12 protein-coding genes are annotated in these 21,220 nt (G+C 55.1%); 7 read left to right on the top strand and 5 right to left on the bottom strand.

Features of this window, described 5'->3' with window-relative positions; translation table 11 throughout:
• Positions 1-404: 404 nt before the first annotated feature.
• On the bottom strand, positions 405-2,834 hold the full coding sequence (locus AU11_RS05365; RefSeq protein WP_043317022.1) for a hypothetical protein: 2,430 nt from the start codon (positions 2,832-2,834) through the stop codon (positions 405-407).
• Positions 2,835-3,126: 292 nt separating this feature from the next.
• Between AU11_RS05365 and AU11_RS05360 the strand changes: the two genes are divergently transcribed.
• From AU11_RS05360 to eno, 3 genes are read left to right on the top strand one after another with little or no spacing between them, the layout of a single operon-like run.
• A complete protein-coding gene (locus AU11_RS05360) occupies positions 3,127-4,605 on the top strand; it encodes an aldehyde dehydrogenase (protein ID WP_231491565.1) in 1,479 nt (492 codons plus the stop codon).
• A gap of 2 nt (positions 4,606-4,607) precedes the next feature.
• Complete coding sequence (locus AU11_RS05355) at positions 4,608-5,600, top strand: phosphotransferase family protein (protein WP_043317020.1); 993 nt, start codon at positions 4,608-4,610, stop codon at positions 5,598-5,600.
• Positions 5,597-6,913 carry a phosphopyruvate hydratase gene (gene eno, locus AU11_RS05350; RefSeq protein WP_231491563.1) on the top strand — a complete coding sequence of 439 codons (1,317 nt, stop codon included), beginning with the start codon at positions 5,597-5,599 and terminating at the stop codon, positions 6,911-6,913. Before AU11_RS05355 ends, eno begins: the two co-directional genes overlap by 4 nt.
• Positions 6,914-6,972: 59 nt before the next feature.
• On the opposite strand, the gene AU11_RS17690 is transcribed toward eno, so the two are convergent.
• Positions 6,973-8,298: a carbohydrate-binding protein gene (locus AU11_RS17690; RefSeq protein WP_051686978.1), complete on the bottom strand. Its 1,326-nt coding sequence runs from the start codon at positions 8,296-8,298 to the stop codon at positions 6,973-6,975.
• A 192-nt stretch (positions 8,299-8,490) separates the two neighbouring features.
• Here AU11_RS17690 and AU11_RS05340 point away from each other — a divergent pair, with 192 nt between their 5' ends.
• The 3 genes from AU11_RS05340 to AU11_RS05330 all read left to right on the top strand — a co-directional run bounded on the left by AU11_RS05340 (position 8,491) and on the right by AU11_RS05330 (position 13,412).
• Positions 8,491-9,789, top strand: coding sequence for an MFS transporter (locus tag AU11_RS05340; protein ID WP_043317018.1), 1,299 nt, complete (start codon positions 8,491-8,493; stop codon positions 9,787-9,789).
• A 105-nt stretch (positions 9,790-9,894) separates the two neighbouring features.
• On the top strand, positions 9,895-12,177 hold the full coding sequence (locus AU11_RS05335; RefSeq protein WP_231491555.1) for a beta-galactosidase: 2,283 nt from the start codon (positions 9,895-9,897) through the stop codon (positions 12,175-12,177).
• A gap of 338 nt (positions 12,178-12,515) precedes the next feature.
• Entirely contained in the window at positions 12,516-13,412 is an 897-nt protein-coding gene (locus AU11_RS05330; RefSeq protein ID WP_051686977.1) for an SMP-30/gluconolactonase/LRE family protein, read from the top strand.
• 218 nt (positions 13,413-13,630) lie between these two features.
• Here AU11_RS05330 and AU11_RS05325 read toward each other — a convergent pair whose 3' ends face one another.
• The 3 genes from AU11_RS05325 to AU11_RS17685 form a co-directional block, all read right to left on the bottom strand.
• Positions 13,631-15,085, bottom strand: a complete 1,455-nt coding sequence (locus tag AU11_RS05325; RefSeq protein WP_051686976.1) for a sulfatase — start codon at positions 15,083-15,085, stop codon at positions 13,631-13,633.
• A gap of 54 nt (positions 15,086-15,139) precedes the next feature.
• Positions 15,140-16,171 carry a hypothetical protein gene (locus tag AU11_RS05320; protein WP_156035143.1) on the bottom strand — a complete coding sequence of 344 codons (1,032 nt, stop codon included), beginning with the start codon at positions 16,169-16,171 and terminating at the stop codon, positions 15,140-15,142.
• Positions 16,172-16,301: 130 nt separating this feature from the next.
• Complete coding sequence (locus AU11_RS17685; RefSeq protein ID WP_051686975.1) at positions 16,302-18,251, bottom strand: Ig-like domain-containing protein; 1,950 nt, start codon at positions 18,249-18,251, stop codon at positions 16,302-16,304.
• Positions 18,252-18,639: 388 nt separating this feature from the next.
• Between AU11_RS17685 and AU11_RS05300 the strand changes: the two genes are divergently transcribed.
• Positions 18,640-21,204, top strand: coding sequence for a TonB-dependent receptor (locus AU11_RS05300; RefSeq protein WP_043317013.1), 2,565 nt, complete (start codon positions 18,640-18,642; stop codon positions 21,202-21,204).
• Positions 21,205-21,220 lie beyond the last annotated feature (16 nt).

Here is a 21,220-nt window from a genome sequence, read left to right as displayed (position 1 = left end):
TCCGAGATTAAGACACGGTACATCTGGTGTCGTTATTATTTTTGAACCGCTCGGGCGCTTGCCGGTACCTCGGATTGGCGAAGCGCTTGGACGGCGGCTCCAGATCGACTGCAGTTGCCGCGAGTACATCCTGTTGATGCAGGTTTTGGGGTGCGGCGCTGTTAGCGTTATGTCTGCCGTCATAATTATTAAACAATAAACTGTTAACAATCGACAATGTGAATTTGATGGTTTGTCGTGCTTTTCTCCCTGATTCTTTCGGGGATGAGAACTGTCTCTAGAAACGCGATGTGAAGTGGGAAGCGATGGGAAGTAAAGAAGCGGGCCGGTAGTGAGTACCGGCCCGCGAAAGGTGAAAGTCGTAGTTGTTATGTTGGAATGAAGCGCCTGGGTCAGAAATGTGCTTAATTCCGCGCACCGCGCTTCAGGGGTTCGGTGGTGTTGAATACCTGCAAAGTAGCGGTACTCACAAAGCCTCCATCGTCCTCAAACACGATTTCAATATCGTTGTCTTCGCTAAGGAAACTCAGGTCCACCGGTATTTCGAGCACGCCGAAATACTGGGCACGTCCTTTACCGCCGTAGTATTGATCGTAACCCTGGTAGTCTTCCGGTACGGTGACCACATTGCCGTTAACAGTAACGCTTGGGGTGAGGGATTTGCCATGATCGCGTCCAACGCCCAGGCGCAGCACCGCTTCGCCGTTGTCTCCCACAGTCACATCGTCGATTGCAAACTGAAGCTTGGCGTTGGCTGTGATGGCCTGTTTGTATTTGTCGGCGTAGTACTTGGTTTCTGTGGCGTCGCCATCAATCGTGATCGCATCCGCATAGGTCAACTGAAGAATGGTTGTGCCTTCAGGCTTCAGTGTGTACATCTGCGGCAGTTCTGTCGCATTACTTTCGTCCAGTACCGGCTTGCCGTCGCTGCCGTAGTGCAGTTCCTTGATGGTTACGCTTTGCAGGCTGTTTCCGTCCACGCCCAGCGCCGCAAGGCTCAGCTCGGTATCTTCCTGCTCCAGGTTATTCAGCACCAGGTAAGCGGTATCGCCATCTACATAGGCGTTCACCTGAACGTCTAGATCGCTGGCCCAGCTATCCACACGGGTGCCTTTTACGTCGGACCAAAGCTGATAGAACTTCACGAATTCCGTGTATACCCAGGCATCGCCAGTCTCGCCGTTCGCTTCCTTTTTCTGGCGCATCAGTCGGTTGGTGTAGGGAACGGTTTCTGACTGGCGGCCCCATTCGGCTTTGACGGTGACGAATGGAATGGACTTCAGAATCTGGTCTGGGCGTTCCAGCATATTCATGGTCAGGCCGTTGAGGGCGCGCAGCTTGTAGCCGTCCCGCTCCGGTGACCAGGGATCGTTCATCATGCTGTGTACGGTGGCGCCGATCTCGGAAACCAAGAACGGCATGCGCTCGCCGGTGGCCATCAGGCTGTATTGTTCCAGCATGTCGAAGGTGGCTTCTACGTTGCTGCCGCGGCGCAGCTGACGGGTGCCGTTGATGGCCGGGAAGTCATAGAAATGCACCGACAGGAAATCCATGTTAGCGCCGGCGATGTCGATAAACAGCTTGTCCCTTTCCTCCCAGCGATTGAAATTATCCTTTTCAAAATCCGGGAAGGCGACGGTGTAGCCGCCGATCTGTACGTTGTCGTGGGAAGCCAAATCCCATTGGTCGCGATATGCTCGGACTTCATTGGCCACGGCATTATGGAACTTGAATACGGCTTCTGGTGTGGTCGCAGTATTGCCATTTTTCGGGTAGTCGACCAGCTCATACAGCGGCTCGTTCATGACCTCCAGATACACCGGTTTGGGTTGACCGAACTCGTCGGTCTCACCGCGATTGAAATACTCGTAGAGATAGTTAGCCATGAAGTGGCCGACCGCAGTCCCGAACGGCTCATCTTCGGTATCTGTGGTCGAGAAGGACCAGCCCATGCCGGTATCGTCACCGTTCGGCCAGTAGGGGTGCTGCTGGCCGCCGACGATCATATCGGTGGCTCTGTGCTCATGTTTTCGCGCGAGCTGCCAGCGAGCGTCTTCGTTTTTGGTGTAAGTCCAGCGAACACCGCCGGCGTTGGTGACTGCCGTATCAACATCAATGAAGCCCGGGCGCGCTCCGTCTTCGGTCAGTTGGCTCAATTGCCATTTCATATCTCCGGTATCACGCCCCAGATAGACGTCGTAGCCTTCCAGGAAGTTGGTCATCAAATCCGGATCTTCGTTGGGAGCATTTCGGGCAGTGGTGTAGTCGAACCATTCGTTTTCCTTATTCGACGCGTGCAGCGTAATGAACTTTCGGCGATCAAACTCCGATTCTCCGCCTACGGAGTGACGCATATTCAGATTGAAATCGACTTTCACTCCGGTATCTGCCGGTGGCTCGGGATGCATCGGCTCTGCTGTGGTCGTTACCGCGTAATCTGCACTGATGCCGCCAATAGAGAGTGTTGCGGTGACTGTGGTGCTGTATTCGGTGCTGGCGGTTACCCGAACCGATACGCTATCCCCGTTCTCCACGGTAGCGGCGTCGCTGCTGAAAGCCCCATTGTTCACCGAGTATTCACCGCCACTGATACTGATATTCGCGGCTGCATTAATACCGGAAACCGTGATTGCACCGGAGGTGTAGGCGGTTCCCATTTCGGCATCGGTAACGGCGGTGAATGAAAACGCATCCGGCCGTGTGTCCTGCTGCGTTTTTCCTCCATCATCCGGGGGCGGGTTGTTGTTGGAACCGCCGCTGCCGCCACCACAGGCAACCAGGGCTGCGGTCAGTGTCAGTAAGGCAAAGCGGGCGGGCAGGGAATGGGGCTTCATCCGTTTTCTCCAAGTGTCTTATTTATTATCGACTTGAATACTAGGGTGGAAGCGAGCATTCTGTAAATGGTGAATTGTTAACAAAATGTTCTGGGGTTCGAACAATTGTGCCATTTGTGTCAGATTGTGTTCTTAATAGGGCTTTGGAAGAGGCGAGATAGATAGAGGAGCAGTGCGTGGAAGATTAGAGTCTGGTCTAACTTTTTATGTTGTTGACTGTTAACAAAAGCGTTAGTGTTTGGGTTAGTGCAGTTCCACCTTTAGTCAATAACCAACAATAATGAGTAAAGCGATGATTGAAACCAGCGCGAAAGTCCAGGCATTCCTCGGTCAGTCCCCCGTTCCTTTCTATTCCAACGGTGCCTGGATGTCCGGCAGTAAATCCATGCCGGTGGAGAACCCAGCAGACAAGTCCTCACTAGCAACGATTGCTAAAGCCGTCGCTACCGACGCCGAGCAGGCGATTGAAGCCGCACACATTGCATTCCAGTCCTGGCAAGACACCACACCCGCCGAGCGCGCCGCACTGCTGCGCAAGCTGGCAGATCTGTGTGAGCGCGATGCGGAAGAGCTTTCACAGCTGGAAGCACTGGATGTAGGCAAACCCGTGGAAAACGCCCGCGGCTTTGATGTGCCCTTTGGTATCGAATGTCTGCGTTATTTCGCCGATCTGTGCGAACAGGAAAAATTTGAAACCCCGCTGGCCCTGGATGGTATGAAGCAGGCGCGCACGGTACGCCTGCCTTACGGTGTGGTCGGCTTTATCTTCCCCTGGAACTTCCCGCTGACGTTGTGCCAATGGGGCATCGCGCCGGCACTGGCCGCGGGCAATACTGTAGTGATCAAGCCCTCTGAGGTCACTCCACTTTCTACCCTGTATCTCGCAAAGTTGGCGGAAGAAGCCGGCTTCCCTGCGGGTGTCATCAATGTGCTGCCCGGCGAAGGTCCGGAGGTGGGCACCGTGTTTACCCGTCACCCGAAAGTGCGCTTTGTTTCCTTTACCGGCTCTTCCCGCGTTGGTCGCCTGATTGGCGAAGCCTGCGGTGCGAACTTGAAGCCTGTAAAGCTCGAGCTTGGCGGAAAGGGCGCGTCCATTATTTGCGACGATGCCAATATCAGCGCGGCAGCGGCAGGTCTTGCCGGAGCCATCACCCTGAATACCGGGCAGGTCTGTTGTACGGCGACCCGTTGGATCGTGCACGAGAGCGTCGCCTCTGAGTTTATCGAGAAGGTAAAGGGGGAGCTGGACAAGGTGCTGATCAAGGCCGGTATGCATGAAGACAGTCAAATGGGACCGCTGGTCAGTGAGCGTCAACTGAAAACCGTGAACAACTATATCCAGCAGGGGCAGGAGCAGGGCGCGGAAATGGTTTACGGCGGCAAGAATATCTCCGATGCGGAGCGCTCCGGCTATTTCGTCAGCCCCACGTTGCTGATGGGCTCAGTAGAGAATATCTGCTTCCGCGAAGAAATTTTCGGACCGGTCGCTTATATCACCATCTTCAAAGACGATGCAGATGCACTACGTCAGGTGAACAGCCTGGACTACGGCCTCGCCAACAGTGTCTGGACCGGTAACAACGATCGCGCCATCGCCATTGCCAAGAAAATGGTCTCCGGCAACAGCTGGGTCAACGCCCACAACGTATTTGCCTACGGACTCCCCTATGGCGCCTGCAGCGCCAGTGGAATGGGTGGTGGCGTGAACAGCCGTGAAACCATGCTGGACTACACGCGCAATCTTTCGATCGCCGAACCCGAAGAGGAATAATTGTGGATCAGGTAGCCTTATGTAATTACCTGATCGACAAAGGTCTTCTGCACTCACAGGATGCAACCTTTACCCCGCTCTCCGGCGGGGTTTCTTGTGAAATCCTGTTGGTGGATGACGGCCAGTCGCGCTTCGTGGTGAAACGCGCGCTGGATAAGCTCAAGGTAAAAGACGATTGGTTCGCGGATATCAAACGCAATATCACCGAACAGGATTACCTCCGTTACGTTGGTAAGTTCCTGCCGGAATCCGTACCCGCCATTCTCTACTCTGATGCGGAAAAGTACTTTTTCTGTATGGAGATGATTGAGGGTGGCCTGGAGAACTGGAAGTCACGCCTGTTGCTCGGCGAATACGACCGTCAGTACGCGCGACTTGCCGGGGATTATCTCGGCACCATTCATCGTAGATCTCTCGGGGATGCGATTGCCCGGGATAAATTTGACACCCTCAAAGACTTCACCGAGTTGCGCCTGGAGCCCTACCTGCTGAAGACCGGTAGCCGGCACCCGCAGCTCAATCCGTACTTCACTACAGAAGCAGAGCGGATTGCTGATACCAGTACCTGCCTGATTCATGGTGACTACAGCCCCAAAAACCTGATGGTAGGCAGTGGCCGGCTGGTGATACTGGATTGTGAAGTCGCCTGGTATGGCGACCCGGTATTCGATGTCGCCTTTTTGCTGAATCACTTCCTGCTAAAAGCGCTGCACCGGCCGAAAAATGCCGCACAGATACTGGGCCTCGGCCGGAAGGTGTGGGAGAGCTACATCGCCGCCGCAGATTCGGTTGTCGACAGCGAATTCGAAGCCCGTCTTTGCCATCTGCTGCCAATGCTGATGCTCGCCCGGGTGGATGGAAAATCGCCGGTGGAATACCTCGACAGCAGCCAGCAGCAGATCGTACGGGATTTTACTTATGCGGTAATCCCGGATTCCCCCCAAACACTCAACCAACTTGTCCACCAATGGACGGAGCTTTTGACCACTGAATGAATAACGGTAAGAAATTCATGAATATCCAGAGTATTGACGCCTTTCAGATTTACGACTCCCGCGGTTTTCCTACCGTCGAAGTACAGGTCACCCTCGATAGCGGCATAACCGGAGCCGGCCTGGTGCCGAGCGGTGCTTCCACCGGCCAGTTCGAAGCATTGGAGCTGCGCGACGGTGATAAAGCGCGCTTTCGCGGCAAGTCTGTATTTAAGGCGATTGAAAATATCCAGAAAGAAATTGCCCCCGCATTGAAGGGCATGCCGGTCACCGACCTGAAAGCCATCGACAGCAAGCTCGTTGAGCTGGACGGCACCGCCAACAAATCCCGCCTCGGTGCCAACGCCACCCTTGGTGTTTCCATGGCCTGCGCCCGCGCCGCCGCCAACGCACGCGGTGTACCGTTGTACGAGTACCTGAGTGCGGTACGAGGCAAAGAGCAGGGCACCCTGTTGCCACTGAACGAAATCCAGATTCTCGGCGGTGGGGCCCACGCCGATTGGGCCATCGATATTCAGGACTTCCTGATCATCGCGGTAGGTGCCAAAACCTACGAAGAAACCCTGGAAATGACCTTCAATATCTACCACGCCGCCGGCGAAGTGATGAAGGCACGTGGAAAAAGCGTCGGTCTCGCCGACGAAGGCGGCTGGTGGCCCGCATTCGACAGCAACGAAGAACCCTTCGAGGTCCTGCTGGAAGCGGTACGTTTGGCAGGCTACGAAGCGGGCAAAGATGTCGCCATCTCACTGGATATCGCCGCCAGCGACCTGTTTGACGGTGAGCGCTATCACCTGAAGAAAGACGGTACCTCGTACACCCCTTCAGAATTCTGCGATCTGATGATCCAGTGGTGCGACAAGTACCCCATCATCTCCATAGAAGATCCCTTCGCCGATACTGACTTTGACAGCTGGAAACGCTTCACCACAGAAGTGGGCAAGCGCGTGCAGGTCATCGGCGACGACCTGTTCACCACCAATATCGAGCGCATCCAGAACGGCATCGACAGCCAACTGGCCAATTCGGTACTGATCAAACTCAATCAGATCGGCACAGTCTCCGAAACCATGGCCGCCATCGAAATGACCCAGCAAGCCGGCTGGCTCCCCGTCGTCTCTGCACGCTCCGGCGAAACCGAAGATGCCTTCATCGCACACCTGGCGGTGGCCACTAACGCCGGTCAGCTCAAGGTGGGTTCCTTTGCCCGGAGTGAGCGGATGGTGAAGTGGAATGAGATACTGCGGATCGAACGGAGTCTGGGCAACCGGGCTCGGTTTGTGGGGGCGGAGCTCTATCGGATCATTTTCTCCTGAATTTTTCTGAGAAAAAGGCCGGAGGGAGCTTCCGCTCCGGCCTTTTGCTTTGGTGATTGTCAGTTGCTCAACGTAAATTTGTCGAGATTCCACTGCCAGTCGTGTGTACCTGCCCCGTAAAGTCTCACAGTATGTGTACCGGCTTCGAGATAAACCGTACCTCCGCTTAATGGTTGGAAATTGTTCCAGCCGGCATTAGGTACCGCTGTCTGTGTCTTGTTGCTCCAGGTTCCACTTTCATTGACAAGGAAGTCAATACGTCCACCGGTAATACCGCTACTGATGTTATAGGTAATGTTGTAGATGCGATCTTCAGGCACGGTGACGGTGTAGTCTGCATAGTCTTCGCGATTCACGTAATTGATCGCTGTAGTAGCTCCCGTTGTGTAGGTGCTAATGGCTTGCGATTGGCCGTCTGAAAAATAGCCTCCAACGTTATCGAAATCTTCCGCCTCTTTCTCGACACTGATGCTCCCATTGCCGGGGCCACCGCCATTGGTATCAGGCACGGGTTTATAAAAGCGAACCCAGTCAACCAGGAATTTGTTTCGGCTCGGATCGGCCAGTTCTTCATCTGTCGGCGGCGCTGTGCCCTGCGTATCGCGCCAGGGTTGGTGTTCTGCGTCGAAGATTACCTGCATCGGTTTGCTGAGGCCCGTGCCGCCTGTATAGCCGTAGGGGTCGATCATACTCGGGCCGGTGACAGTGCGTACGTGCTCGCCGTTGACGTAGTACTCCAGTGTCCAGGGATCTACCCAGTAGGTGCCGATTCGAATCCACTGATTGCGCCAGGTGCCGCCATTGGGGTTTGGGTACCAGCTGCCGTCATCTTTGGGCTGGTAGTCCTGGAACGGCTCGCGGATAAACACGTGATGGCTGAGGTGCAGGCGCTCATCGAACCAGGTCTCGCTGGGACGGTCACTGCCGTAGGATTCCAGTACGTCGATTTCCTGGGTGGAATCAGAGCTCAGCAACCAGAAGGCGTTGGCCATGGTGAGGTTGGTGATCTGAACGCGCGCTTCCATATACAGGGGGTAGGTGACGCTTTCATTGGAGTGGATAGCGCCGGCATGAATCTTGGTGGTTCCGGCCTTGCGGCTGGCTTTAATGACCAGGTTACCGCTTTCTACCGAGGAGTTTGGGCCGTAGTACTCGGTTTCGCCCGGGCCTAGCCAGGGGTTGATAAAGCCTTCGCTCCAGCGCTCGAAGAATGTGGCGCTCTTACCGGAAGCTGGTGCCGAGTAGTTAAAGTCATCAGAGAGCGGGTGTAGCTCCCAGGTGTTGCCGGGGCCCGCATCGGCTGGAACCGGAGTGCCGTCCCAGTCGGCGGCCATCAGGGGGGTACTAAACACGAGCGCCGCCAGGGCGCACTGAGTGGTTTTCATTGCTTTGCTCCTTGCGCTCATTCTGGTACTGGATGAGCGCGTTATTGTTATATTGGAGCGGTTAGGTTACTGTTAATTGTTGACAATTTGAAGTGGCCATTGATTGCGCAGGTACGGAATGGGGACTCGTTCGCATTTCCAGGCACTCAATGCCGAGTCGCGACCACATAACAACGACGATGCAGTAGCGGTATGAAAGCAGCCAATAAATTCGGGGTTCTGGCACTGATCTTTATCAGTGTGGTGATCAACTATATGGACCGCACCAATATCTCGGTGGCGGCCAATGCGATTTCTGAGGATCTGAGCCTCACATCCGTACAGATGGGGATTATCTTCTCTGCCTTCGCCTGGACCTATTCCATCATGCAGATTCCCGGTGGGATGATTGTGGATGTGGTGAAGGTGCGGATCCTGTATCCCTTCATTCTGGTGGCCTGGTCGCTGGCGACCATCGTACAGGGTCTGGTCAGTTCACTGGCGGCGCTGGTGGGATGCCGCATGGCGATCGGTTTTTTCGAGGCGCCGTCCTACCCCGCGAATAATAAGATCGTTACCCAATGGTTTTCTCAGCAGGAGCGGGCCAGTGCGATTGCGGTGTATACCTCCGGGCAGTTTATCGGTCTCGCATTTTTGATGCCGGTACTGGCTTTGATTCAGGAGTGTTTTGGCTGGCGCGGGCTGTTTATTATCTCTGGGGTGATCGGCATCGTCTGGGCGGCGATCTGGTACTGGCTGTATCGTGAGCCCGAGAGTGACATTGGCGCTGCGGCGAGCCAGGAGCGGGATCAGAAGTCTTCGGTAAATGTCGGTGAACGTTCCGCGGCGGTGAGCTGGGGCAATATCCGTCTGGCCTTCTCCAGTCGCAAGCTTTGGGGGATCTATATCGGGCAATTTTGCCTGGGCAGTACCCTGATTTTCTTCCTCACCTGGTTCCCGACCTATCTCGCCGAGTACCGGGGGATGGGGGACCTGAAAACCGGGTTACTGGCTTCGGTACCGTTTCTGGCTGCTTTTTGCGGGGTGCTGCTCTCCGGCTTTACTTCCGACTGGCTGGTGCGGCGTGGCTTCTCGAATGAGTTTGCACGCAAGACACCAGTGATCCTTGGCCTGTTACTTTCCGGCTCTGTGATCGGCGCCAACTATATGGACTCGATTGCCGCCGTTACCTTTTTTCTATCCCTTGCCTTCTTCGGCAACGGTCTCGCCTCTATCAACTGGGTATTTGTTTCCCTGATCGCCCCGAAGCAAATGGTCGGTTTGGTGGGAGGCTGCTTCAACTTTATTGGTGGCCTCTCGGCCGTAACGATTCCCGTGGCCATTGGCTTTCTGGTACAGGATGGTGATTTCCGTCCTGCCTTAGCGCTGATTGGAGCTCTGGCACTCCTGGGGCTGTGTGCCTACGTCTTTCTGGTTGAAAAGATCGAAGAGATTCCCATGCAGAGTCCAGTTCAAGACTCTGATCTAGACGCTGCCAAGTCTTTGGTTTGAGCCCTCTACATGACAATAATGAAGAGCCGAATTATGAAACTCCCAATCAAGCAATGTTCAACAGCAATTTTCCTGGCATCCCTGATTAGTGGTTGCGGTAATGACGTGAGTTCCACGGCCGTTACGCCGAATACTGTAAATATAGATGCGCCCGCGGCGGCAAGTAGCGATACCCAATCCCTGTGGACGTTTGATCAGGGCCAGCTGCCCTCGGCAATCCAACTGGAGAATGCGGATGCTCGCGTGATTGCCGGAGAGTCCGGTAAGGCGCTGGAACTACAGCTGCGTACCAAATCCCATTACTCGGCAAATATCACCTTCGCGGCTGAGAAGCCCTGGGATTGGAGTGGGTTGGGAAATTTTGCCTTTGCCTTGGACATTACCAACCCAAAGCAATCTTCGGTGCACCTGTATGTGAAAGCTGCTGACAAGCACGGTAAGGTCCAGAGCCGCAGTTTCGCTGTGCCAGAGAACTCTTCCGGCACCTATTATATGGAACTGAAAGGGCCGGATCTGACGGTGGATACCGGGATACGCTCCAACCCGCCGAGCTGGGACTCGGAGTTTCAGGACATGATCTATCGCGGTGGGGTGAAGCAGATAGATGTAAGTGCTGTCAAAAGTGTTGCCCTGTCGGTTATCGGCGTCCTTGAAGATAAAACCTTAGTGATCGATAACGTACGCCTGATTCAGCCCAAGTCGCTGGACGAAAGCTATCTCAAAGATCTTGTGGATGAGTTTGGCCAGAACAACAAGCTGGATTTCGCTAGCAAGGTAGATTCTCTGGAGGAGCTGCGCGCAATCTCTGAAGAAGAGCAATCACAGCTGCGCAAAACACCAATGGATGGCCGCTCTCGCTTCGGCGGCTGGGCAGAAGGGCCAAAGCTGGAAGCTACCGGCTATTTCCGCACTGAGAAAGTCGATGGAAAATGGGCCCTGGTAGATCCGGAAGGGCACCTGTTCTTTTCCACGGGCATTGCCAATGTGCGTCTGGCCAATACCTCCACCATTACCGGATATGACTTTGACAAAGCCAGAATTCCCCAGCGCACTCCCGGCGACCTGACGCCGGAGGATTCTCTTGGTCTTAACCGCGTGCCCGATACGGCCATTCCAACGCGCCATATCAGCTCGCCTCTGCGTGCGGATATGTTTACCTGGTTGCCGGAGTACAATGAGCCCCTGGGGCAGAACTTTGGCTATCGCCGTGAAGTGCACACCGGCGTTATTGAACACGGCGAGACATTCAGTTTTTACCGGGCCAATTTACAGCGTAAGTACGATATTGCTGATGAAGAACGGCTGATGGCGAAGTGGCGGGAGACTACGATTGATCGCATGCTCAGCTGGGGATTCACTTCCTTCGGTAACTGGATCGACCCCGCCTACTATCAGATGAATCGAATTCCGTATTTTGCCAACGGTTGGATCATCGGCAATTTCAAGACCGTAAGTAGCGGCAACGATTACTGGAGTCCGTTGCCGGATCCGTTTGATCCGTTGTTCAAAGAGCGTGCCTATATTACCGCCGAGCAGATTGGCAAAGAAGTGGCCAACAACCCCTGGTGCGTGGGTGTATTTGTAGACAACGAGAAGAGTTGGGGGCAGGAGGGCTCTACCGCTTCCCAATATGGCATTGTGATCAATACCCTGGGCCGCGCCGCTGGTGAAAGTCCCACCAAGGCACAGTTTGTACAGCTGATGCAGGATAAATATGGCGAGATCGGCAAGCTGAATACTGCCTGGAATATTCAGCTGGCGGATTGGGACGCTTTTGCGAATGGTGTTGCGCTGACCGAATTCAGCGATGCCATGATCGAAGACTTCTCCACTATGCTGGAGCATTACACCGGCCAGTACTTCAAGATCGTGCGGGAAGCCATCAAGCACTTTATGCCGAATCATATGTATCTGGGCGCACGGTTTGCCGACTGGGGCATGACACCGGAGGTGCGCCGGGCCGCGGCGAAATACGCGGATGTGGTGAGCTACAACTACTACAAAGAGGGCGTCAGTAATAAATTCTGGAGTTTCCTCGAAGAAATTGACCGCCCTTCCATTATTGGCGAGTTCCACAATGGATCTCTGGACTCTGGTTTGCTGAGTCCCGGCCTGATTCACGCGAGCTCGCAGGCTGACCGTGGCAAGAAGTTTGCCGAATATATGAATAGTGTGATCGACAACCCGTACTTTGTTGGCGCGCACTGGTTCCAGTACATCGACTCCCCATTGACCGGCCGCGCCTACGACGGCGAAAACTATAACGTGGGCTTTGTGTCTGTTACCGACATTCCTTATCAACCATTGGTGGATGCGGTCAAGGAGGTGAACGAGAACCTGTACCAGCGCCGCTTTGGAGAAGCGAAATTGGCAGTGGCGCCAGAGTAAGAGCACACCGGACGGGTGCACATGGTCGCCCCGTACGTCTTAAGGACGACGTATGGTGTTTACAACTACCGGTGGACTGGAGCTGCTGGACGCGGATAATCCAGAGTCCGCCAGTATCCGTCTGGACCACTCGGTGTAGGCAAAGGTAATCGGTGCGATTGGCGCCACTTCTGAAGGGTAGAAATTTGCAGCTTGGTAAAAAAGGATTGTCGCGCCGGAAGCTAGTACTGGCGATGGTGTCGACCGGTTTCGCTGTCTCGCCACTGGGCGTCGCAGCCAGCGCAGGTAAAACGCATATTCGATCAAATAATGATGCAACGAGTCGAGGGGAAGAGAAGGTGAGTGAGTATTCGCAGAGCACTGCTGTGTCCAGTGCGGCAGAGGTCTTCGATAAACGTACCTGCAGCCTGGGGGAAGGCCCCCTGTGGCATCCAGAGCGCAAAAACCTGTACTGGGTGGACTTGCTCAACAAGCGGGTACTTGCCAATGGCGCGGAAGGTGAACAGGCCTGGGAATTTGATGAGATGCCCTCTGCGATCGGTTGGGTGGATAAGGACTGGATCATTGTGGCCTGTGAAAATGGCCTGAACCTGCTGAACCTGAACAGTGGCGAGAAAACCCTGGTGTGTGCCCTGGAACCGGATCGCCCTGGCAATCGGAGCAATGACGGCCGCGCCGACCCCTGGGGTGGCTTCTGGATCGGCACCATGGGCAAGGAGGGGGAACCGGATCAGGGCAATCTGTATCGCTGGTACAAGGGTGAGTTGCGTCAACTGGACAGCGGTATGACCGTGCCGAACGGTATCTGTTTTGATCGCGTGCGCAACCTCGGCTATTACGCAGATTCGGCCAGAGGTGTGATTTATCGAGTGCCGTTAAACGAAGCCCATGGTTGGTTGGCCGGAGAGCGTGAAGTCTTTCTCGACCTCAGTAAAGAGGGATTGATCCCTGATGGGGCGGTAATGGACGGGGAGGGGAATATGTGGTCCTCCCTGTGGGATGGTGCCCGTACCCAGTGCATTACCCCGGAAGGCCGTGCAACCGACGCATTACAGGCACCGGTGATTCGCACAACATGCCCCGCCTTTGGCGGAGATGACTTTACCGATATGTATGTGACCACGGCAGCGGTCGGGCTGGAAGACCAACCCGGTGCGGCGGTGGCCAACGGTGTGACATTGGTGTATCGGAATGCTGTGAAAGGCCAGCCCGAACCTGCGGTGATTCTCTTATGAAGCGGTTCCTAAGACATTAAAACCCCCACACCTTGGATCAGTTAGCAAACGTCGATGTGGTGATGAGCCACGGCTATGTCACCCATCCCTGGAAAGAACGTCACTTGCGGTGAAGTGATTCAGGCGATTGGATCGATCTTCAAGGTAAGCACAAGCAATAGAAAAGGCAGCCCAGTATTGAGCAGGGCTGCCTTTTTGTTTATGGGATATGCCGGTGTCTAATAGTTTGTGGTGGTCTCAGGTAGTTTGGCCTGGCGGTAGGTATCCATCCGTTCCATGGCCTTCCCTTCAAACTCCCTCTTCAACTGCCATCTGGGGCGCTCCAGCTGCAGCTCCCACTGGAATAATTTCTTGAACAGCGCGGTAACTTTGTCCGGATGTCGCAGCGCAAGGTTCTGGGTTTCGCTGACATCTTCCGCCAGGTTGTAGAGCTCGGCAGGTCTATCCGGGAAGCGCAGTAGTTTCCAGTCGCCATCGCGAATCGCCGCGCGGCTCTCCTTTTTCCAGTAGAGGGATTGGTGCGGTTTTCCGCTTGCCTCGCCGTTCAGGAAGGGCAGCAGGTTCACACCATCAATATCCTCCAGCGTGGACGTCTGGCCACCGGCGGCGGCGTAAAATGTCGGTAACAGGTCCAGCAGGCTAATGGGGGCCGGAAAGGTCTGCTGTGCTGGAATTTGCCCAGGCCACTGCATCACAAATGGAACCCGGATACCCCCCTCCAGATGAGTGGCCTTGGTGCCGCTCAAGGGGAAGTTGTTGGAAGCATTGTGATCTGTGGGGCCGCCGTTGTCGTTGGTGAAAACGATCAGGGTATTGTCGATCAGCTTCTGTTGTTCCAGTGCGTCGAGCAGTCTCCCCACCCCTCTGTCCAGTGCCCGGGTCATGGCGGCGACTTTCTTTCGGTTGTCGGAAAGCTCGGGAAATGCGGCCAGATCTTCCGGCAGTGTATCCATGGGCGCATGTACCGCGGTGTAGGATAGGTAGAGGAAGAAGGGCTCGCTGTTGTTGCGCTCCACAAATGCGACCGCTTCATCGGTCAGCGCATCGGTGAAGTATTTGGGTGTCTCGGCAAAGGAACCGAAACCGCGCTCGAGAAAATCTTCCCAGCGGGAATTGGGGTTGCTCTCATTGAACGGGAAGTAAGACCGGGCACCGCCGCGAAAGCCATAAAACTCGTCAAAGCCCCGTTTGAGCGGGTGGAAGCGATCCGCATTGCCTAAGTGCCATTTGCCCAGGATGGCGGTGTGGTAGCCCAGTGGTTTGAGGTAATCCGCGATGGTCTTTTCGTCCAGCGGCAGTCCCATATCGTCTCCGGTAGTGCCGCTGGCACTCATATAGCCCGGTACGTTGTTTTCCTCATAACCAAAACGCTGCTGGTATTTGCCGGTGACCAAACCCGCACGGGATGGTCCACACACCGCGGCACTTACATAGGCCTGCGCAAAACGGGTACCGTTTTTTGCGATGCGGTCAATGTTGGGTGTCTGGAAGACCTCGCTGCCCTGGAAACTGAAGTCCGCGTAGCCCGCGTCATCCGCCAGAATCAGAATAATATTGGGCTTTTGTGCGGCCTGCGCCGTGGCGGAAACCAGGATCAGCGAGACGAACGCGGACAGGACGCGCAGTGTGGCGAATAAGCCGGGGCAGCCGCCGGTATGGTTGTGGAAAGACATGGAAACCCCCCAATGCTGAATGATCGGAGGTAGTGTACCGCTATTTGTATATTGTTAACAAAGATCTGGCGTGGTTGCATGAACCTCAAATGACCAGCTATGGGATGCGTGGGGTGGAACCGCCGGCGCCGTCTCTCTGTCCAGCAGTTCCCGCAGGCTGTCGGCGTTGCCAATCGCCGGCTCCAGCACAAGATTGAAATAGGGCGCGCCGCCATCCCCGGCCCAGCCCCGGTAGTTGAGCCACAGGGCGATATGGGGCACTTCCGACGGTGGCAATACGAAATGCAGTGCTTCACCAGTTGCCGGATTCTCCAGCCCGGCTATAGCAGGAGAATTACCGCTGGTGCAGTCGAGCAGGTCCTGATGGGAAAGTAGCTTTGTTGCGTATCCGTTAGTGGTATCCGGATCTGGAATAACCGATATATCGGTACCGTTCGGGGTTAGTGGCCAGCGGAACTGGTCGCCAGTGGTCAGCGGGGCATTGTCGCTGGCGTAGGAACAGTACAATTGGTGGTTATCCGGCAGCCGCAGCTGCATACCAGGAGTAATGGCAAGCGCTGGGTGCATACACCAACTGAATGGAATAGGGTTGTCACTCAGGTTTTCGACACGATATTCGAACCAGAGTGTACCGCTGTCCGGGGCGAGCACCAGACGGCGCTCGAAAGTTAGCGGCAGTGTTTGGCACAGTTGTCTGAGTGTCAGTATTGCGGTGCCATCGCTGTGCACTGCGCTCTCTTGGTGTGTCCACGGGCGGCCGTAGAGTTCGCCGTGGTCGGGCAGGGTGAGACTGGCCCAGTCTCCCGCATTCGCTGGCAGTTCGCAGGCATCCACGCTGGGGAAGCATTCGTCGATGCCCCCGGTATCGTGCTGGCGTGTGTAGCTGTGGTCCAGCTGCGCGGGCTGATAAGGGGTTCGTTCACTTTTCCACAGCCATTCGGTCTGCAGCGCCGGGCCGGAGCGTAGACTGATAATTTTGCCACCCAGGTCCGGGGCGATGTCCAGGGATAGAAACCGGTTTTTAAGTCGAGATACTGAAAAGTTTTCGCCATTCAGGTGTTCAATGGTTGCAGTGGGGTTTGCCATGGGTTTCACAGGTGAATCAAACAATAAATCAGAATTGCACTTTTCGCGGTGTCGTGCAAAAAAAATGGCAGCCGGTTGGCTGCCATTTTCGGTCACCAATGAGAATATTGGTGATTGAAAGGATTGCAACTTACTGGGTGACAGTGACCGAATAAGTGGCTGTTTTCCCCTTGTTTTTGGTCTTGACGGTAATGGTTGCTGAGCCGGCTTTCTTGCCGACCACGACCCCGGAGGAATTTACCGTTGCGACGAGTGGGTCACTGGTGGAGTACACCACACTTTTGTTGGAGGCGCAGGCTGGTGCGACCACCGGATTGAGTGTCACAGACTGACCCCTGCGCAGAGTGCCGGAACTCGGGTTCAGGCTCACACCGGTCACTGCGACCCAGCCGCCGTCGCAGGTTTCACCTCCGCTGGAGCTGCTTGATGAGCCGCCAGAAGAACTGCTGGACGAGCTGCTGGATGATCCCCCCGAAGAGCTACCGCTGGCGGCACTCACGGAAAGGTTGGCCGTTGCCTGAAAGCCCCCTTCGTTGGTAGTGACGGTGATGGTTGCGCTACCCGCAGCATTGGCTTGCGCCAGGCCCTGCTGATTGACGCTCGCCACACCGGCGTTGCTGGACTGCCAGCTTACCCCTTTATTGGCGGCGCTGGCCGGATAAACTGTGGCGCTAAGCTGAGTGGTCTCGCCCACTTTGAGTTCGGTATCGCCGGCCGCGACGGAAACGCCAGTTACCGCAACTGGCACCTCGTCTCCCACAATATTGACCGGCTGGATGCCGCCCAGCTGGAATACGTCGCTACCGTTGGATGAGCGGAATACCGGCGCCAGTGCGTAGTAGTGGCCATCGGGCAGGTGTTCAACCGGTGTCACACCGCTCAGGTCCAGGCTGACCGTGGTCTGGCCACCGTAGCGTTTCTCTTCGCTAGTCACCGATGCATCGTTCGCGCTTGCGGCAATTTTCACAAAGCCATCGGCATTTTTTTCCACCAGATTGACGGTAACACCGTTGTACTGATCTCCCACCACGTGATGGTTGCTGCCGCCGTGGTAGTTCACGACCACATCCAGGGTCCCATCGTTGCTGTAACTGGTAGACAGGTACTTACTTTTGTCGTCTACCCAGATGGACGGCAGTACCTCCCAGGTTTTCACGTAGTCTACCTGCATGGTGGCGTCTTCCGGGAAACCCTCGGAGGTGACCGTGTTGGGGTTCGGATCAGCGCGGTTACACGCACTGTTAAAGTAAATGAACTGGCGGCGCAGGCCCATGGAGAAAATGACATGCATTGGGCGGTGCCAGAACAGGTTTGGCTTCTCGCCGATCAATTCTCCGTCCACGTACCAACGGATGACGTCCCGGCGGTTCTCTACCGCGTAGGTGTGGAAGTCTTCGGACGGATCAAAGGGAGCTTCAAACTTCAGCAGCTGTGCTTCCGGATAGGGTTTGGGACGGCGCCAGTAGGTGTTGCCATTTTGACCCACGATGCGAGCGTGCAGGTTGTGGTCCATTACGTTGATCGGGTCGGCGTCATTTGGGCCGGGGCCGTACCAGTCCGCCTGCTGCAGCTCGACAATATCAATTTCACTGTAATCCACGCTGCCCGGGACGTTGCGGTCGGGGTAGGGGTGGCCATCGCTATACAGCCAGAACGCCGGGCTCAGCCCAGGGAATACCTTGACCCCTTTCAGGCTGGCTTCGTAGTAACCGTACACGCCGTCATTGGTGGACTTTACCGCACCGGATTTGTAGTAGAGCTCGCGCTGGACGGTAGCGCCGCCCTGACACACATCGCGGAAAGGCCGAGTGTGGGTTTCCTGGGTGACCTCGATATTCAGTTTTCCGTCCGCCACATAGGCGTTGTCGCTATCAAAGGTCCAGGCGCCGATCACCAGGTCGTTGGGATCGTTGATCCATTTGCTGGTGTCGAGGCTGTTGCCATTGAAGTCGTCGGTGCGGTTGCCGAGCTCCTGCCAACGGATTTCGCCTTCGACCGCGCCCACAGGGCGGACGTTCTGCGCCTGTACGGCGGTTGCACCGGCGAGCAGCAGCGCTGCCAGTATTGGGGTGGTTTTCATAGATGGTTCTCTTCGCTAGTCAACTTATTGTTGTGTCACACAACCCTGAGTCTTACCGCACTCTCAAGGTAAAACAAATGTAAACATATGATGTTGAGGCTTAACAAGGGATCCGGGCGCTGGGGTAAGGGAGGTGGCCGGAAATGCGAGGTAGTTCCCGCGTCTCGTACCTTGTTGCGGACGGGTACCGGCTCGCTAATATGGTACGTATTGCTTTGTTAAACATCATATGTTTGAATGCATCTAATGAATGGTGGTGGCGGGTCAAAACCCGCATTGAGGTGTCTAACCATTCATTCGTCCATATGTAGGGCGTAGTGCGCTTAATAGGTACTCGCCCGATCCGGAAGCTGGCGGCACAGCAGGCTCCGGTGACGGCGGAAGCGCGATGAAAATAATCCAGTATAAAAATGAGAGGGAAGACGTGAAGAATCAGAGCCCAAAGTCCATGCACAGCTTGCTGATGCTCGGTTGCTGCTCCGTAGCCACGCTTTTCAATGTCGCCATCGCACAAGAGGTGGAGACCAAGAAAAAATTCGATGAGACCAGCGCCCTGGAAGAAGTGGTTGTTACTGCTCAGAAGCGCGAGCAGTCTGTTCAGGATGTTCCCGTATCCATGGAGGTTCTTTCAGGAGACCTGATTGAAGAACTCGGAGCGGATACTGGTTTCGATATCGTGAAATACCTGCCGGGCTTCGGCGTTGACGATAACAACGAAATCCGCACCACCACTCTGAAAACCCGCGGTATTGGTACTTTCACCAACTCCATTGGTCTGCAATCGTCCAACCTGATCGTGGTTGACGGCGAAGTACTGCCGCGTCAGTCCATGATGAATCTGGCCATCGCTGACGTAGAGCGCGTTGAGGCACTGCGGGGCCCGCAGGGTACTCTTTTCGGTCAGAATACTTCTACCGGTGTTATTCACTACGTGACCAAGCGCCCGCAACTCGGCGAGTTTTATGGTAGCGCCAAAGCCGAATTGACCGAATATAACGGCCGTCAGGTCAGCAGTGCGGTCAACTTACCCATCAACGATAACTGGGCTGCCCGCATCAACGTGCAGCACGGCGAGCAGGATGGCTGGATTCGCAATGAATATCCGGGCGGCGAAGATGTGGGGGCGGAAGAGAAATCCGGTATTCGCACACAGTTCCTCTACGACAATGGGACTGACCTGAGCGCTCTCGTACGTATGGATTATTCCGAGCGCGATACCAACTGTTGTTCCATGGTTAAAACCGAAATTAGCCGCGAGTATGGTCCAAAGCCGGTGGTGCGTATTGACGACGGTGTTGTGACTGCCGCCGCCTACAACGAAATTGATTCCGAGCCAGACTACAATGTTTTTGGTGAACCGGTCACGGCGCGCAACCCGGAATCCAACTACGGCTCGGTCGAAAACACCGGCCTATCCGCAGAAGTGAATTATGACCTCGCCAATGGTATGTCCCTGAGCTACCTGGCCAGCTATCGTGATTTCGAACTGAACAACAGTTCGGGCTTCTTCACCTTTAAATTCCCCGTACACCGCGAGCACTTCGGCGGTAATGAGTCCGTAGAGGTCATTCAGCAGGAACTGCGCCTGAGCGATTTCGATAACGAAACCTTCAATTGGGTACTGGGTGCGTTCTTCCACGACACCGCTGGCCAGCGTTCGGAAATTACTGACGGCTGTGTCGGTGGTGGTGGTGCCAGCTCTCGCGGTGTCATTGAAGATGGTGTAATGATTGGTTGTGTAAGTAACGCTTCCGCACTGGCGTTCATCAATCATTACAGCGAAACCGGCACACAGGATCGCTCCTTGCTGGAGGCGGACCGCAACCTGTCTGCCGGTGACTTTACCGCAGACTTTACCAATACGGCCGTGTTTGGCCAGCTGGAATATCAGATCACTGATCGACTGGACGCCACCCTGGGTTTCCGCGCCCTGCACGAAAAGGGCTCCGCTTCCTTTGACGCACTGTGGCTGCGTCCGCCCTCCGACGGTAGTGGTATGGAAACCTTCGACGAAGTGTTGGCGTTGTCCGAGTCTGACCCATCTCTGATTCGCAATGATCCGGAAGGTGCGAAGTTCTCCGATTCCAACACCGACTTTATTTACAAGGCGGTACTGGGTTACGACTTCACCGACAACATTCGCGCCTATGTGAACTACTCCACCGGCTACAAAGGTCCGTCTTACTTTGTCACCAGTAACACGAACCCAGCGGATGCGGAGTACTTCCCGACCCGCCCCGAACAGTCAACCAACTTTGAGGTGGGTGTGCGTTCACGCCTGCTGGATGACAAGCTGCACTTGAACCTGACCTACTTCGACATGGCAGTGGAAGATTATCAGGTCCGTGCCCAGCGGATCGTTGACGAAGACTCCAACACTATTTTCGCTGGATATGTGAATGCGGATGAAGTTCGTTCCACAGGTATCGAGGCGGACATGGTGTATAAGTTGACCTCTGATCTGAAAGTGGTCGCCAGCTATGCCAACTACGAAGCGACCTACGAGGACTTTGCCGATACTCCGGTAAACTGCCCAAGTGGTACCCTGGCGGATCGCTGTAGTGTTATTGGTGGGCGCAACGTATTCGATCAGACCGGTCTCCCGGTTGAGAATAATGCGCAGGAGCAGGCGCTGCTGACGGTGAATTATAACCGCGAAATCGGCAGCACTGGCTGGGATGCAAACTTACGCACCGTGTGGCGTTACGAAGGTGACTTCACTCCCTCCGCAAACATGATGGCACAAGAGTTTGATCCAAACGCAGATTACGATGTGCTGGATCTCTACATCGGTATCGGCAACGATAAACTGCGTGGCAATCTGTTCGTGAAAAATGTCATGGACGAGAGCTACAACACCTTTAAGTTTGCCGATCAGTGGGGCAACCAGGCATTGTTCTATCCGCGTGATTACTCGCGTTACTTCGGTGCCAGCGTAACTTATATGTTCTGATCTCACAGGTCGTTCG

It is taken from the genome of Microbulbifer sp. HZ11, from assembly GCF_000708675.1.
Lineage (GTDB): Bacteria > Pseudomonadota > Gammaproteobacteria > Pseudomonadales > Cellvibrionaceae > Microbulbifer.
The sequence above is the reverse complement of the archived record's forward strand: the minus strand, read 5'-3'. Positions and strand labels throughout refer to the sequence as shown.

What these genes read in the sequence shown, in the direction of transcription:
- AU11_RS05340 (WP_043317018.1), top strand. Translation starts at nt 8,491, where the DNA reads ATGAAAGCAGCCAATAAATTCGGGGTTCTGGCACTGATCTTTATCAGT.
- eno (WP_231491563.1), top strand. Translation starts at nt 5,597, where the DNA reads ATGAATAACGGTAAGAAATTCATGAATATCCAGAGTATTGACGCCTTT.
- AU11_RS05300 (WP_043317013.1), top strand. Translation starts at nt 18,640, where the DNA reads ATGAAAATAATCCAGTATAAAAATGAGAGGGAAGACGTGAAGAATCAG.
- AU11_RS17685 (WP_051686975.1), bottom strand. Translation starts at nt 18,251, where the DNA reads ATGAAAACCACCCCAATACTGGCAGCGCTGCTGCTCGCCGGTGCAACC.
- AU11_RS05320 (WP_156035143.1), bottom strand. Translation starts at nt 16,171, where the DNA reads ATGGCAAACCCCACTGCAACCATTGAACACCTGAATGGCGAAAACTTT.
- AU11_RS05365 (WP_043317022.1), bottom strand. Translation starts at nt 2,834, where the DNA reads ATGAAGCCCCATTCCCTGCCCGCCCGCTTTGCCTTACTGACACTGACC.
- AU11_RS05325 (WP_051686976.1), bottom strand. Translation starts at nt 15,085, where the DNA reads ATGTCTTTCCACAACCATACCGGCGGCTGCCCCGGCTTATTCGCCACA.
- AU11_RS17690 (WP_051686978.1), bottom strand. Translation starts at nt 8,298, where the DNA reads ATGAAAACCACTCAGTGCGCCCTGGCGGCGCTCGTGTTTAGTACCCCC.
- AU11_RS05360 (WP_231491565.1), top strand. Translation starts at nt 3,127, where the DNA reads ATGATTGAAACCAGCGCGAAAGTCCAGGCATTCCTCGGTCAGTCCCCC.